This window comes from Xenorhabdus santafensis, from assembly GCF_033949405.1.
In the GTDB taxonomy this organism is placed as follows: Bacteria; Pseudomonadota; Gammaproteobacteria; order Enterobacterales; family Enterobacteriaceae; genus Xenorhabdus; species Xenorhabdus santafensis.
The window spans coordinates 80,807-95,004 of sequence record NZ_VCDN01000012.1; the positions used below are offsets into that span (position 1 = coordinate 80,807).

At 44.6% G+C, this 14,198-nt stretch carries 10 protein-coding genes and 1 pseudogene; 2 read left to right on the forward strand and 9 right to left on the reverse strand.

Annotated elements, in window-relative coordinates:
* The first annotated feature begins 21 nt into the window (after positions 1 to 21).
* Positions 22 to 1,386: a tRNA uridine-5-carboxymethylaminomethyl(34) synthesis GTPase MnmE gene (gene mnmE, locus FE392_RS03195; RefSeq protein WP_319928785.1), complete on the forward strand. Its 1,365-nt coding sequence runs from the start codon at positions 22 to 24 to the stop codon at positions 1,384 to 1,386.
* Between the two features lie 264 nt (positions 1,387 to 1,650).
* Here the strand turns inward: mnmE and darG are convergent, their stop codons facing one another.
* The 8 genes and pseudogenes from darG to FE392_RS03235 all read right to left on the reverse strand — a co-directional run bounded on the left by darG (position 1,651) and on the right by FE392_RS03235 (position 11,182).
* Positions 1,651 to 2,730: a type II toxin-antitoxin system antitoxin DNA ADP-ribosyl glycohydrolase DarG gene (gene darG / locus FE392_RS03200; RefSeq protein WP_319928786.1), complete on the reverse strand. Its 1,080-nt coding sequence runs from the start codon at positions 2,728 to 2,730 to the stop codon at positions 1,651 to 1,653.
* A gap of 11 nt (positions 2,731 to 2,741) precedes the next feature.
* On the reverse strand, positions 2,742 to 3,386 hold the full coding sequence (gene darT, locus FE392_RS03205) for a type II toxin-antitoxin system toxin DNA ADP-ribosyl transferase DarT (RefSeq protein ID WP_319928787.1): 645 nt from the start codon (positions 3,384 to 3,386) through the stop codon (positions 2,742 to 2,744).
* Positions 3,386 to 3,907, reverse strand: a pseudogene (locus tag FE392_RS03210) (DarT ssDNA thymidine ADP-ribosyltransferase family protein); the annotation flags it as partial. The gene darT and the pseudogene FE392_RS03210, both read right to left, overlap by 1 nt.
* 59 nt (positions 3,908 to 3,966) lie before the next feature.
* Positions 3,967 to 4,566, reverse strand: coding sequence for a recombinase family protein (locus FE392_RS03215; protein WP_319928788.1), 600 nt, complete (start codon positions 4,564 to 4,566; stop codon positions 3,967 to 3,969).
* A gap of 440 nt (positions 4,567 to 5,006) precedes the next feature.
* A complete protein-coding gene (locus FE392_RS03220; RefSeq protein ID WP_319928789.1) occupies positions 5,007 to 5,819 on the reverse strand; it encodes a TonB family protein in 813 nt (270 codons plus the stop codon).
* Between the two features lie 9 nt (positions 5,820 to 5,828).
* Complete coding sequence (locus FE392_RS03225) at positions 5,829 to 8,813, reverse strand: TonB-dependent receptor domain-containing protein (RefSeq protein WP_319928790.1); 2,985 nt, start codon at positions 8,811 to 8,813, stop codon at positions 5,829 to 5,831.
* 59 nt (positions 8,814 to 8,872) lie between these two features.
* Positions 8,873 to 10,345: a porin family protein gene (locus FE392_RS03230; RefSeq protein ID WP_319928791.1), complete on the reverse strand. Its 1,473-nt coding sequence runs from the start codon at positions 10,343 to 10,345 to the stop codon at positions 8,873 to 8,875.
* Positions 10,346 to 10,438: 93 nt separating this feature from the next.
* Positions 10,439 to 11,182 (reverse strand): Slam-dependent surface lipoprotein, encoded by a 744-nt coding sequence (locus FE392_RS03235; protein ID WP_319928792.1) that lies wholly within the window; start codon positions 11,180 to 11,182, stop codon positions 10,439 to 10,441.
* 709 nt (positions 11,183 to 11,891) lie between these two features.
* On the opposite strand from FE392_RS03235, the gene FE392_RS03240 reads away from it, so the two are divergent.
* Entirely contained in the window at positions 11,892 to 12,656 is a 765-nt protein-coding gene (locus tag FE392_RS03240) for a transferase (protein WP_319928793.1), read from the forward strand.
* A gap of 89 nt (positions 12,657 to 12,745) precedes the next feature.
* Here the strand turns inward: FE392_RS03240 and FE392_RS03245 are convergent, their stop codons facing one another.
* Entirely contained in the window at positions 12,746 to 14,137 is a 1,392-nt protein-coding gene (locus tag FE392_RS03245) for a surface lipoprotein assembly modifier (protein WP_319928794.1), read from the reverse strand.
* Positions 14,138 to 14,198 lie beyond the last annotated feature (61 nt).

Consider the following 14,198-nt stretch of genomic DNA (forward strand, 5'->3'; position numbering starts at 1 on the left):
TAGATCAAAAGAGAGAATTTCATGAATACCACCGATACGATAGTCGCTCAGGCCACCCCTCCGGGACGAGGCGGTGTAGGCATTCTGCGTATTTCTGGCCGCAAGGCGGCGGAAGTCGCTGAGGTGGTATTGGGAAAACTTCCAAAACCCCGTTATGCGGATTATCTGCCTTTCCGGGATATGTATGGCTCTGTACTTGATCAAGGTATCGCACTGTACTTCCCTGGCCCCAACTCTTTTACGGGGGAAGATGTTCTGGAACTTCAAGGGCACGGCGGGCCAGTCATTCTTGATTTGCTACTGAAGCGCATTTTGGCAATTTCCGGTGTTCGCATCGCCAATCCGGGGGAGTTTTCGGAACGTGCATTTCTGAACGATAAACTCGATTTGGCACAAGCAGAAGCCATTGCGGATTTGATTGACGCCAGCTCTGAACAGGCGGCCCGTTCTGCAATGAATTCCTTGCAAGGCGCATTTTCCCATCAGGTTCATCAGATGGTGGAAGAGCTGACTAACTTACGTATTTACGTTGAAGCTGCGATTGATTTTCCCGATGAAGAAATTGATTTTCTTTCCGACGGCAAGATAGAAGCCAAACTGGATGAAGTGATTGCTGAGCTGGAACAGGTGCGTTCACAGGCACGTCAGGGCAGCTTGCTGCGTGAAGGAATGAAAGTCGTGATTGCCGGACGTCCGAATGCCGGCAAATCCAGCCTGCTCAATGCATTGGCAGGCCGTGAAGCTGCAATTGTCACTGATATCGCCGGCACAACGCGCGATGTTTTGCGTGAACACATCCATATCGATGGCATGCCGTTGCATGTGATTGATACGGCGGGTTTGCGCGAGGCCAGCGACGAAGTGGAACGCATCGGTATTGAGCGGGCATGGCAGGAAATTGAACAAGCGGATCGGGTTCTGTTTATGGTAGACAGTACGACAACTGATGCGACTGAACCTGCACAAATCTGGCCTGAATTTATGGCGAAGTTGCCGGAATCCCTGCCGGTGACGGTTATCCGCAATAAAACTGATATGACCGGCGAAGACACGGGCGTTTCAGAAATCAGCGGGCACACATTAATTCGCCTCTCCGCCCGTGACGGGAAAGGCGTTGATTTGCTGCGCGATCATCTAAAAGAAGCTATGGGTTTCAACAGCAATACTGAAGGTGGTTTTCTGGCGCGCCGCCGTCATTTGCAGGCGCTGAATACGGCAGCAGAACATTTGCAGGAAGGCCACCAGCAATTGGTCTTTGCCCGTTCAGGAGAATTGCTGGCAGAAGAGCTGCGTCTTGCTCAGCAAGTATTGAGCGAAATCACGGGGGAATTTACCTCAGATGATTTGCTTGGGCGGATTTTCTCGAGTTTTTGTATCGGGAAGTGAAATGGCTCATTAATCAGAGAAACGTGGTAAAACCCTTCAAAACATATCAAAGTAATTTTTTGTTTTTGATGGAAATTCCGGCGTTGCCCAACGCCGCGGCGATAGTACCCCAGGTATTAAGCGGCTGGGCGTCCTCATCCAGGGCCTCCTTGTGTAAAACCAGCGCGTTCCCTTAGTGATATTTATACATAGGTCGATCGCGATGGATGTGTTCTATAAGATTGGAAAAGTCCTTGGGAGTACCCATGGACAGTTTCAAAAGAATTAACCCGCCGCTTGCAAAGGTACTTGTTTCAGGCGACTTAGCGCCAACTCTAGCTTCGGTAGATCAAACAATTTTAGCTTGCGTTGAGCCCATTTATCTCCAGCAGGCCAATGGCGTATACCATCGAGTAAGGATTCTGCATCGGGAGATACATGCTCCTGAAATAGTAGCCAATCTACAGTAGACAGTAGTTCTATCCCGTAAGGAGACTCAAAACCGTCAATTAACTCAGCAGTTTTTTCCAACGCGGGGAGGTAGGCTTTCGCTTCAGACTTTAAGTACAAAGCAATCTTGTCGCGCTTGGTATCATTAAACCAAATCACATCTAGAGGGCCGCAATCGCTAATGCGTTTTTCACTCTTTAGATAGCTTCCATCCAATCCATCTAATAAATGACGTAGCCTATCTGCGTAAGGGCCATAGTTATTAGCTACGAATTTAAGATTCAATGGATTTTTTAGCCCCTCAGTCTCAATCACGCGTTCTAGGAACCATGCAAGTTTCTGAATTTCTAATAAGCTACATTCCATTCCCAACACCCAGTAACGACGCACCAGCTCTGCAATCAAAGCGCGTGCAGGGGTTAGCTTTTCCATGCCTTTTGGTTTAGCCACATTCTGATATTTTGCTGTCGGCTCATAAACAATGATTTCTACATTTTCAAGATCGCCTAGTATTTGGGTGATATGTGGTTTTACCTCATCCCAGTTAAGACCACCATTACCGGCTCCCAATGGAGGTATAGCGATGGAATGTACGTTATTTTTCTCAATAAAAGAGCGAAGATCTACCAATCCATCTATAACCCATTGCATTTGTGACTTAGCCCGCCAATGTTGTTTTGTAGGGAAGTTAACAATCCAACGAGGCCCCATTAGTTCACCAGTATCGGTAACAAACATCTTTCCAGTCTTAACTTCTTTTTCTTTACATGCTTTGGCATAAGCAGCCATATTGGCTGGAAAACGTTCTTTAAACATCAACGCAATTCCTTTACCCATAACTCCAACTGTATTAACTGTGTTAACCAGAGCTTCTACGTTAGCTTCCAACAGGTTACCTTGTGTAAATTTTATCATCGTCAGCCTCCTTAAAAGTACCAACCGGGTATACAATGTATATCCAGTTTGACTCCTAGCCCATTGGCTTGTTCTTGTAATTCCTGTTGCACATTCTGTGTGTAGCATACTGCACCCAGCAATGCATTAATTGGCATATGCCTATGGATTAAAGCTTCTGCTTGATAACGTTCCACCTTTTCAGGGGCGTCCGGATCGCGCTGAAAATTGCGCTGTTGCAACAGTGCCCAATCAATAGCCGTTAAATCAGCTAGATTGTTGTAATAATTTGTAGTTACTGGGTACGCATGGCGGTCGGTAAATACAAACGGCAATCCGATTTCTGCAACTCGATACATGCTAGAAACCAGAATAACTATATCGGTATTAGATACCTTTTTTACCCCACCGCGCCCCGTATAAATATTGTACATCATGGGAGAAAATGGAGTGAAATAAAAAGGAACATAATCATTAAGTACACCTTGCGGCGGAAGAGGTACAGTTCGATGACCACGACGATTTATTAAATCCTCATTCCCAATAGTCATCCAATTTTGAGAACGCACTGCACCGTTTCCAGCATGTAATCCATTGGCTAGAATCCAAGGAATATTTTGGCGATGTGTAATTCGCCAAATGAGTGCTTTTTCCGGATTAAGATTCGTATATGCCATTAACTGAACATTCCTCTGTTGACATTAACGTCAACTGATTTTCCATTCAGTTTTCTCACAACAGCTCTCTCAATAGTCGTTGTAGGAACATAGATCATAAAGAACTTTGATATATCGACAATATTAGGGGACAAGCACTCCGCCATACAAATGCTCTTACAATCTGGATCGTGGTAATCACGCTTATTCATTGCGTCCCAATCAATTAACCCGAAACCTTCATTATAGTCATAAAGTCTAACAGCAGCGTTAGCTAGCGGATGCCTAGGAATCACCTTCCAGTTTCCTGTTTTAGCTATTTCTCGTCTGACTGTAATTAAAACAAAGTCTTCATCCGGTCTATCTTTTTGAACACGGCCATCAAAAGGGTTTCTTGAAAACCAATGAAAAGGCACGTAGTTTTCGAGCTCATGTCCCTTACGACTGCCGATTATTTCCTGATCAGCAACATCATGAAATTCTCTCAATGTTGCCCTAGGCTTTAACCCATCCTTAAATATAGAGCTGACATTGTTCAAGCTTGTAAGGTGATAAAGTCACTTTTGAGTTTTTATATCAGCCATATTTTGTTTCCCTTCAATTATTGTAGTGGCTTCGCTCTATTCTCAGTGATACGACTTGGGCGAGCTGCACCTGCATACTTATAAATGGTTGCCCGAGACACACCATAACGCTTAGCAACATCAGTAACTTGTATATCAGGGTCACGCAGAAGTGTCTTAATTTCCTTTACTTGCTTTTCATCCAGGGAAGGTTTCCTTCCTCCTTTACGACCACGTGCACGAGCAGCAGCTAATCCAGCGTGCGTCCACTCTCGGATAAGGTTCCGCTCAAATTCGGCTAAAGCAGAGAATAGGTGAAAAGTTAATTTACCTGTTGCACTGCCTGTGTCTATACGCTCCGTAAGGCTCTCGAAACCTATACCGAGCTGCTCCAATTCACCAACAATCCTTACCAAATCTGATAATGACCTACCCAAACGGTCGAGCCGCCAAACGATTAGGGTATCTCCTTGCCCCAGCGCCCGAAGGCAGTACTCCAGAACAGTACGATCCGCAGACTTCCCGCTAACCTTTTCTTCGTAAATATCAACACAACCAGCTCTGCTTAAAGCATCTCGCTGTAGGTCTAGTCGCTGGTCATCCGTAGATACACGGGCGTATCCAAGCCGCTTTCCCATACCTTGACCAGACGTAGATAAATAGACGGGTATTTTTACACAACATCAGGTTGTTAGCTCGAGATTTCATCAACCAATTAATGTGTTTATCAAACGGTGGTTTTCTGGACACGCGAACGCCGCTCAGGAAGGGCTGAAAGATTTCGTTTGGGTGGATCGAGAGACGGGGTTAGAATGAGGGATATTGATAAATCAATGGGTTACGAGGGTGGCATCAATCGTTTTTGATCCCTATTTGCCCCTAAAAATAGTAACTAATTGAAAATAAAATAAATTTTACATTCTGTATCGGGAAGTAATTTACCGTCGAATCCCACTATTCCATTCCTCATCTTTCAAGTTGCTGCCTTATTAGCAGTAGCTTGAAGTTTAGAGTTGCTGCCCGCAATGAAACACTCGTACCCTTTTTATCCGGTGTTTGCGCATTTCTCTGAGACATTTTAATCCGCTTTATTCAACATAAACTCAAGCAATAGAGTCACTTCTGGTGCCATATCCGCAGGTTTGGCGCCAACTGAATTGGCATTATTGATAGCATCAAGTGCGGCACTATCTAATGCGCTGTTGCCGGAGGAGTTGACGATTCTGGCGGCGGCTAATGTGCCGTCGTTGAGTAGGGTAAACGTGACGGTGACGATACCCTGCTGTTTCATCCTTTTTGCTTTGCGGGGGTATTTCTTATGCCGCTCGATTTCTTGCCGTAATCTTGCATTATAATTATCCACCTCGCTATTCCCTTGCCCAACCAAAGGCTGTGACGTTGTTGCCCGGCTCATGCTGCCTTGTGAATTAACCTGATCACTGCCGTTGGCCTCTTGCTCTGTGTGATTGTTTTTTTGTCTCTGTTGTGATGGCGCGAGTTTCTTTTCTGCCATTTCCTGCGGCTTTCTGCGTTTTTTGGGTTTATTGGATTCTTGCTGTTTTTCCACTTTCGTTTCAGAAGGAACGGCTTTATTTAATGCAATTTCAGGTTTTGTCGGTGATTCAGGAACAGACAAAAGTGTTGAAGGCGGAGGGATAGGCTCTGGCTCACTTGCCCATGATGAAGCTGAAACCATGGTAATCGATAGCCCCGTCGCATGGGTGCTGTTGTTGATATGATGGGCGGAGTCATCGTATGAAGCATGTCGGTTAAACAGCCATATCAGGCTGATATGCAATAAAACGGCAATCAGAATACTTACCAGCATGCCTTTTTTTGGCATGCCCGGAAAATGGATTGACGGATTGTCTGATATGGCTGCGTTGATCATCGTTATCCCTTAAAACTGACTCGTCAAACTGAGCTTAAAGGTTCTGCCCGGCGCCGGCATCATCGAACGTGTCAGGGGGTCAAGATAGTAGCGGTTGGTTAAGTTTGTGCCGACTAACTCCATCGATATCGCTGGGGTGATTTGGTAGCTGATATAGGCATCAACCGTAAATACCGGGTTCCAGCGCATTGGGTTGTTGGACTGGCCTTTATAAACATCCGGCAAGGCATTCATCAGCCATTTCTCATCTTGGTTTTCTGCTTTGCTGTGGTAAAGCATGCGGCTGCCCAACTCCAGTTTTTCATCAAGCAGACGTCCGCCGACAGTCAGGTTGGCAGAATATTGAGGCTGGATTGCTGTGCGCAAATAACCGCCCGGAAAACCGCCATCAATACATTCAGGGATAGCATAACGATTTTGGGAATCCATTCTTAAGGTGGAGTTCTTGTCACACACCTTGTTTTTCATGTTGTAGGTTAACCCCATATCGGTAAAGAAACTGCCGTTGTCATAACGCGCCTGTAATTCCAGACCGGCCAGCTTCTGTTTATCCAATTGAGCGAACTTATAAGTGTTATCCCGATCGAATACATTTTCAATTACGGTGTTGTAGTAAGAAAATTTGATATCGGCATGACGTTCAGCACCCACTAATTGGCTAAAGTCATAAACAAAGCCGACTTCTGCGTTTTTTGCCCGTTCAGGTTTGAATTGCTGCCCTGAGTGGTTACCTAAAGAGCCGGAAAAGCCGACGGTGTCAGCAAAAAGGCTGGGCATTCTTATCGCTTTGACATAACGGGCATAGAGCCGGAGGTCATCGGTCACATAAGCCGTTGCCGAGAATGAAGGGGCCCAAGCATGATCTTTACGTCTGGCAGCCGGTTCCCAAGGGTCATCAACTTCAGGGCCGGGTATGCCGTTTGCATCAACACTGGAGCCTGATCCGTATTCATATTTATAGCCTTCCTTGCCACTTATTGGATCGATAACCTTTTCATTCATATCCAATTGGCCGTTGAAATAAGGGTTATTGCGTTCATTGAGTAGGCCAGTTTTAGAATTGTAACGCCATTCGAATTCTTCACTAATCATCTGGCGCTTTTGGCCGTCACGTGAAGAAATACTTGTTGTGCTGATAGTTGGATATTCAGCATTGAGTCTTTTCATAAACACTAGCCTTTCTGCGCCGCGCATTTTTGAAATATTACTGGATTTTATAAACTCTGCCCTTTTTTGTATCATCTCAGCTTCTTTCTCGGTCAATGTCCGCAAATAACTCATTTGATGCCCGATAGTTTCCCGCTGTTTTTGATAGCGCCAATCTTTTGCTGCACGTCTTTCATTCAGCACATCATCCTGAGACCAGTAGGAAACACGTTTGGCTCCGGCTTTCAGTTCCAGCCACGAAGTTGGCCGCCAGTCAAAATTAAAAGCGAGATTGATTTCCTGACGTTGTCCTTTTCGTGAGGGTGACTGGAAGAAATACATATTGGTGGAGCTATAGTCATCATTGGAATCAAGACGTTCCCGTTGGAAATTGCCTATCAAAGTCAGGTCCAAGCGGTGATGCAGGGTAAATTTGTTGGAGATATCGACACCCCAGCGGTTGTTTTGGGAATTGGTCACGGAAGAATTGATCAATGTACCATCGATATAAGGGTTTCTGTCTTTGACGCCATTTTCCCAAGACCAATCCCTATCAACGGGCGTGCGTGGGTATCCTCCGGCAGTATTGGTATTGCTGGTGGTGCGGGTTGTCCACAGATTCATGTCTAAATCAGCATAAGGGTTATCGGCAGGTTGCCATTTATAATGCAGATTGGCGGCTTGCTGGTGGACATTCGCCAGCGGCCATTGGAGAACTTTATTGCTGGCAGGATCAACCGACCCTAAGCGTGATGGCATAATATCGCCGAAATCCATATGGGTATTGCGGAAGCCTAGCAACAATGCCTGATCATCGGTAAAACGCCAGCTGTTTTTGATTAGCAAGGAACGCATTTCATTGGAGGTATTCGGTACTTCATTGCCGGGGCGATAGATACGGGCAGCAAATGGCAGGTACGGATCCAGCGTTGTTTTTACGCCTTTCATCAATTCTCTGTCGGCTTCTGTGATGGATTCTTCATAACGATGGGCTCCCCCTTTTCCAGCAAAATAGTTACCCTGGCGGCGGTAAGCATAAGCCACCATCAAATCAAAATATTCCTGTCGTGTGCCCACAGCAAAGCGGAAAGCATTATCTTTGAAGCCAAACAGTTTATTGTCTTTTGATGAATGAGGAGTGACCTGTAAAGCCGGATCAGTTTCGATGCCATTTTGGGTAAAGTTCGGAATATCACGGTAGTCCTGTCCCAATGACAGGGAAGGCGTACGCTCCCTCACTGAATTGCTGCTGGTTTCCAGTTTGGTGTTAATGCCGAAGGTTTCTCCTTTTGGTACCACATCATCGATCCCCAACGTTTTGATGGCGACAGCACCGCCGACGGAACCTTTGATGTTGCGGTTAAGGGAAGGCCCCTTTTCAATTTCAATACTACTGATTAAGTTGGGGTCAATGTAGTTGCGGTTATTGGCACCATTGTAACCACGCCCTACGGTAATCGCTTGTTCCGTGCCATCAATGGTGACAGGAATGCGCCCTTGTCCCTGAACACCACGGATATTGATATCCAACGCGCCACTATTGCGGGCGTCACCGCTGTATACGCCAACGGCCCCTTTAATTAAATCGGCGGGAGAGGAGCCTTTGTAGCGTTCGATCTCTTTTTTGCCGATATAAATATTGGAAATATCTTTGTCATAGACGGCATCATACCCAGCCTCATCTTTATCGCTGGTATCGGTGATACTAATTTTGCCTAAATCGGTTTTTCCGTTTGAGGATGCGGCGGCCGATTTGGATTCGGCAAATGCGGGAGATGCCGTCAGCGAAAGTGCCAGTGACAATGCCATTGTGATGGGAGTGAGTTGTGTTTTAACGTGGTATGCCATTGTTATCCCTGCCTCGATTTTCGTTATCATCACGCAAATAAAAAATAATAAGTTTTTGATTAAAAATACTTTTCCAACCGTATCAGCACTTCATTCTTGTTATAGCCGTATAGCCAATTCACATTGCTGTGATTGCGTCGGTGGCGGAAAGTAAGGGAAGGCGTCATGCCCAGTATTTCAGCAGCGGGCACCTTGATAACCGCTGTATAAATCTGTTCAGTATCCTGCCGTGTGGTGTTTAGCATGGGGTGAAACGCGCCGAAGCGGCGTTCTTTCAGGGCGGCAGACAGTGAGCCATTGATACCGGAATAAAGCTCTCCGGCGATCCCTGCTCGAATACCCCATTGTTGGTAGCTATCTACAGAATCATGATCGTTGTGCCGGTATAGCCAGTCACCGCCCCCAAACAGGACAAAATTTCTATTAATGGCATGGGATAACGTGAGATAGGTTGACGATAATTCACCATCTTTTCTGCGGTAACGCTGTTTTTGATGTCGCAGTTGTTTATGTTCCAGCTCAAGATTTATGGCTGTCTTATTGGTCAATGCCCATCGCCATTCTGTTTTTGCGCCGATGGCTCGATAGCTGATGTCATCCGTGCGCTGTTTATATTCAAACAGCGGGCCGAAGGAGAAATCGTGATTTCTGTTTTTAAAGCTATATCCACTGACCAGCTGGAAAGTGTTCTCGTTTTCATCGTGGTAATTACGGTAGTTTTCGCCATAAATCAGGCCCCGGCCAAAAATACCGTGATGGCCAGAAAGCTGGTAACGTCGACTTAAGGTGGCATCGTAAGACATGCCCCACGCTTTCACGGCCTTGGGAGCTTGCATATACCTGCCCATAAAGTAAGTGGGACCATAATCAGAAGACATATTGACGTTATCGTTATAGGCATAGCCTGCTGAAAAAGAACCGCGCCAGCCAGTTCTCAGGTCTATTGCTTCCAGATAGCTGTTAATATTTTTCAAGACAGCAGCGGGTAGCGGTTGTTTCTCATTTGATCCAGCAACATTCAGTTTCGTAAATAGTTGTTCAGCTTCCCGGTTCTTTTGATCTTCAAAATAGATACGGGCCAAATCCAGCTCGATACGGGGAAAATCGGGTTGTTGTTGCAGGATTTGTTGGTAGTGATAGGCGGCAAGATCTAAGTCTCCGTCAAGGCGTGCCAATCCTCCTTGGGCGAAATTTACCAGCATGGCATCATGTTCCGGTAATTTTTGATAAGCAGCAAGAAAGCGCCTGACGTCTGACCATTGTTGGTGATTAATGGCGAGGAATAGCGCTTGGCCGATGTCATTGATATTGTTTTCGACCTGAAAAGTTTGCCCGTTAATTACAATAAATGATGGATTGTTTTCAATAAAAATGGGGTCTGGTGTGATGAGATTGGATTCATTTTCCTGTTGGTTATGTTGAGCCTCCTGCCAGATTTTGCGTGGGGTATCTTCATCGGCATCAACGGGCAGGGAAAGGCACAGGGTTATCAATGCCGCTAATAATTTTGGCGTTATTCTGTTGTCAGACATCGGAAAACCAACTTACAAAGCTCACGTTATTAGAAATAAAAACAGAGAACAGCGCCAAAAATGGCACTGTTCTCTTCTCTGAAAAATCAGTGATTACTGTTTAGAACCACCGAAAGCGGTATCCTTGGAGCTGTCATCTTCAAATTTGACATAGCCAGCCAGGCTGGCAGCACTGTCGCCAAAGAAATGACCATTGGTTTTCCCGACTAAATTATCAGTTATGGCAGCACCGTCGAAGCTGGCATCAGCACCGATTTTCGCGCTAACATCTATCGACATCGCGGTATTTTCCAGAGAACCTATCAGAGTTTTGTCACCAAAATCTGCGGTAAATGTACCGGACAGGGCATTGTCACCGCTATATTGGTTGATACCCTTTACTGCGTAAGTCGCTGTACCGTCGGTTGGGATATTGGTGGTAACATCCTTGCCTGCATAATAAACAGTATGGGTGCTATCCGATGCCTGACCTGTCTGAGACCACTCACCAAAATACACATCTGCATTGGCAACTTTGCTGAAATGGAATACGCCCATTCCGCCGTGAGTTCCGGGTGCTCCTGCCATTGAGATATTATGGACACCATTGCTGTCAGCAGGTGCCATGCGCGTCAAGCCAGCAAAGCCAGTGATTTTACCGCCGTAAACCGAGCTGATACCAATACCGGGTTCGCCGCCTTTGCCACCATGTGGGCCTGAACCCGGTTGGGTTGCGCCAACCTTAATATATGACGGAGAGCTTATTTGGCTCTGACCAAATCCAACTTCTGCCTGAGCTTGTGCCATAAATCCCAACGCCCCTAAAGCGGCGACTAATACGTTTAACTTTTTCATCATTATCCTCGTTTGGAATGGGGGATCCCTTATTACCCAGTCTTAAAAACGGCCTGATTTATTGCGCGGAAAAAAAGTACATTGTTTAAATGATAATGTAAATGATAATTATTACTATTTGAGGATTTATTTGTCGGTGAGGAATGAAAATTTATTTATAATAGATTGATTTATAATTATTTTTTGTTTTTTCTAAAATAGATAAATAATCTACTTTTTTGCAAGAAATGTGATGCAAGTAGATTTAATGACCTAATGTTATTGTGCTATTAATAACGTAGTTTAGTAATTAAAATATCTTCGTTAATTAAGGTGATAATTCACTCTATTATTCATTAAATGAATTTATAAAAAATAATTTAACAATTTTAATTAAAAGCCTTTGTTTCTGCTTTTATATAACTAATCAATTTTTATAATTATATTTAATATCTATTTTCTCTTTTCCGAAATAACGCAAAAATAGGGTGGATGAGGAGTGTCATTTATTTGCTATACACTTCGTCTTTCAAACTGCCTCTTTGTTGGCTGTGCTCGCTCATCCCGGTCACCGTTTTTATAAATATACGGTTATCTATGCTCTCGGGGATGCTCTCTCTTGCCGCCGCGATGCAATTTGAAATCCATTGCGTATAAATTATTAGTCATTTTAATTCATTGGCTTAACTAAAAATTTAGCTGAACAAGTAAGGATAAAAGGGGGAGAAATACTGTGGAAGCAAAGATCATCATTCAATCAGCAGAAGAAAGACCCGATCTTGATGGGGCTATCGGCAATCTTATCGGCAGCCATTGGCCGCTATTTATGAATTACGATTCGATGGCAGAACAGCACTGGGATAAGCTCTATGAACCTGAATTCCGCCAGTTTCAGAAGTTCGCTATCTTGCAACAAGGTGGTGAGGAACGTCTGATTGGACTACTTAATTCGATCCCCTTTCCCTGGGGGAATCATTCATGGGATCAATTGCCTGATGAGGGATGGGACGCAGTATTGCATGCGGGAGGGGAAGCGAAAGGCAAGCAGAAAGCCAACATGTTGTCAGCATTATCCGTGACGGTTGACCCTGAATTTCGCGGGAAAAATGTCCCTGCTTTATTAATCAGCAGTGTAAAGAAAACAGCCCGTGATGCGGGATTGGAAGGGCTGGTGGTTCCGGTCAGGCCGAGTTTGAAAAGCAAATATCCTTTGCAAGATTTTGTTGAATACTGCGGCTGGAAGAATGAAAAAGGTGAGCCATTTGATCCGTGGATCCGTACTCATTGGCGTTTAGGCGCAAAAATCATCAAGCCTGCGCTTCGTTCGATGGATATTTATGGCACAGTGGAGCAGTGGCAGGAGTGGACTGGCATGCAGTTTCCACAAAGCGGGGAATACGTTATTCCGGGCGGTTTGGTTCCGCTGGTGGTGGATGTTGAGAAACAGATGGCTTATTACATTGAACCTAATTTGTGGATGTATCATAGCCTTGATTAATTTGTTCAATGTTCTGTATAAGCAAATCAATTCTCCGCCTTTCAGGTTGTAGTCTCGTTGGCTGCAACTTGAAGCCCATAGGGCATTGGCTAAAAATGTTTTTCCAATTGTATCTGTACTTCGTTTTTATCATAGCTGTGCAACCAGCCTACATTGCTGCGGTTGCGTTGATGGCGGAAAGTAAGGGAAGGTGTTATTCCCGCTATCTGAGCGGCAGGAAATTTAATACAAGCAGTATAAATTTGTTCATTATCTTGGCGACTGATTTGCAATGACGTAGAGTCGGATCCGAAGCGTAATTGATTTAGAGTGACGAACAGTGAAGCTGTGATGCCCGGATAGAGTTGCCCGGCTATTCCCGCATTGACTCCCCATTGCTGATAGCGTTCTGGAGGAGATGGATTGTTGCGATAGACCCAAAGTCCCCCGCCAAACAGAATAAATTTGTCATTGATGGCATGGGACAGGCTGAAATAGGATGAGGACAGTTCACTGTTTTTAAAATGTAATGCTTGCTTATAGTTTAGCTTTTTATGTTCAAGTTCAACGTAGAGAGAGTCTTGAGCGGAAATATCCCATTTCCATTTCATGTTAGCGCCGATGGCATAATAACTTTGATTGTCTGAGTCATAATGATATTCAAACAGAGGGCCGAAGGATAAATCATGGGTTCTGTTTCTATAATAATATCCTCCAGCCAGCAGGAGTGAGTTTTCATTTTTATCATGGTAATGGAGATAATTCTCACCATAAATCGAACCCTTCCCAAAAATACCGTGATGGCCGACTAATTGATTACGTCGGTTTAAGGTAACGTTATATGTATTCTCCCAATCTTTGATCTTTTTTTGCGCGGTCACTTTCTTCAAGCACTGATCTTCTTTTATGGCAAACAAGCAGGTGCTCTGCCCTGAAGATGTATTGATATTATCGTTATAGGTATAACCGAGTGAGAGTGAAGTGTGCCAGCCACTTCTTCGGGCGATTGCTGTTTGGTAGCGGTGGATGTTTTGCAAAACTATTTCGGGTAATGGACGTTGTTTACTTAATTTATCGAAGAGTTGCTTGGCTTCCCGGTTTTTTTGATCTTCAAAATAAACGCGAGCCAGCTCTAGTCTGATACGTGTGGATTGCGGTTTTTGCCGCAGAATTTTTTGGTAATAAAAAGCAGCCAGCGTCAGATTTCCTTCAAAGCGAGCTAATCCACCTTGAGCAAAATTGGCGAGTAATGGGTTGTATCCAGGTATGTTTTGATAAACCGCCAGAAGGCGACTGACTTCCCCCCATTGTTGATGATTAATGGCAAGAAACAGTGCTTGGGCGATGTTTTTGAGATGGTTTTTTTGTTGATTGACATGGGCGGGTTGCCAAATTTTATCGTCAATATTTTCATTGGCATAAGCTGTTGCTAAACAGAGAAAAGTTAATAGTGTGATGAATAATCCCTGAATTTTTTTCTCAGTTATTTTTTGGCTAATCATAGAAAAACCTACTTACCAAGTTCACATAATTGGAGATGAATTGCGATAGAAAACGCGAACA

What these genes read in the sequence shown, in the direction of transcription:
- mnmE (WP_319928785.1), top strand. Translation starts at nt 22, where the DNA reads ATGAATACCACCGATACGATAGTCGCTCAGGCCACCCCTCCGGGACGA.
- darG (WP_319928786.1), bottom strand. Translation starts at nt 2,730, where the DNA reads ATGATAAAATTTACACAAGGTAACCTGTTGGAAGCTAACGTAGAAGCT.
- darT (WP_319928787.1), bottom strand. Translation starts at nt 3,386, where the DNA reads ATGGCATATACGAATCTTAATCCGGAAAAAGCACTCATTTGGCGAATT.
- FE392_RS03215 (WP_319928788.1), bottom strand. Translation starts at nt 4,566, where the DNA reads ATGGGAAAGCGGCTTGGATACGCCCGTGTATCTACGGATGACCAGCGA.
- FE392_RS03220 (WP_319928789.1), bottom strand. Translation starts at nt 5,819, where the DNA reads ATGATCAACGCAGCCATATCAGACAATCCGTCAATCCATTTTCCGGGC.
- FE392_RS03225 (WP_319928790.1), bottom strand. Translation starts at nt 8,813, where the DNA reads ATGGCATACCACGTTAAAACACAACTCACTCCCATCACAATGGCATTG.
- FE392_RS03230 (WP_319928791.1), bottom strand. Translation starts at nt 10,345, where the DNA reads ATGTCTGACAACAGAATAACGCCAAAATTATTAGCGGCATTGATAACC.
- FE392_RS03235 (WP_319928792.1), bottom strand. Translation starts at nt 11,182, where the DNA reads ATGATGAAAAAGTTAAACGTATTAGTCGCCGCTTTAGGGGCGTTGGGA.
- FE392_RS03245 (WP_319928794.1), bottom strand. Translation starts at nt 14,137, where the DNA reads ATGATTAGCCAAAAAATAACTGAGAAAAAAATTCAGGGATTATTCATC.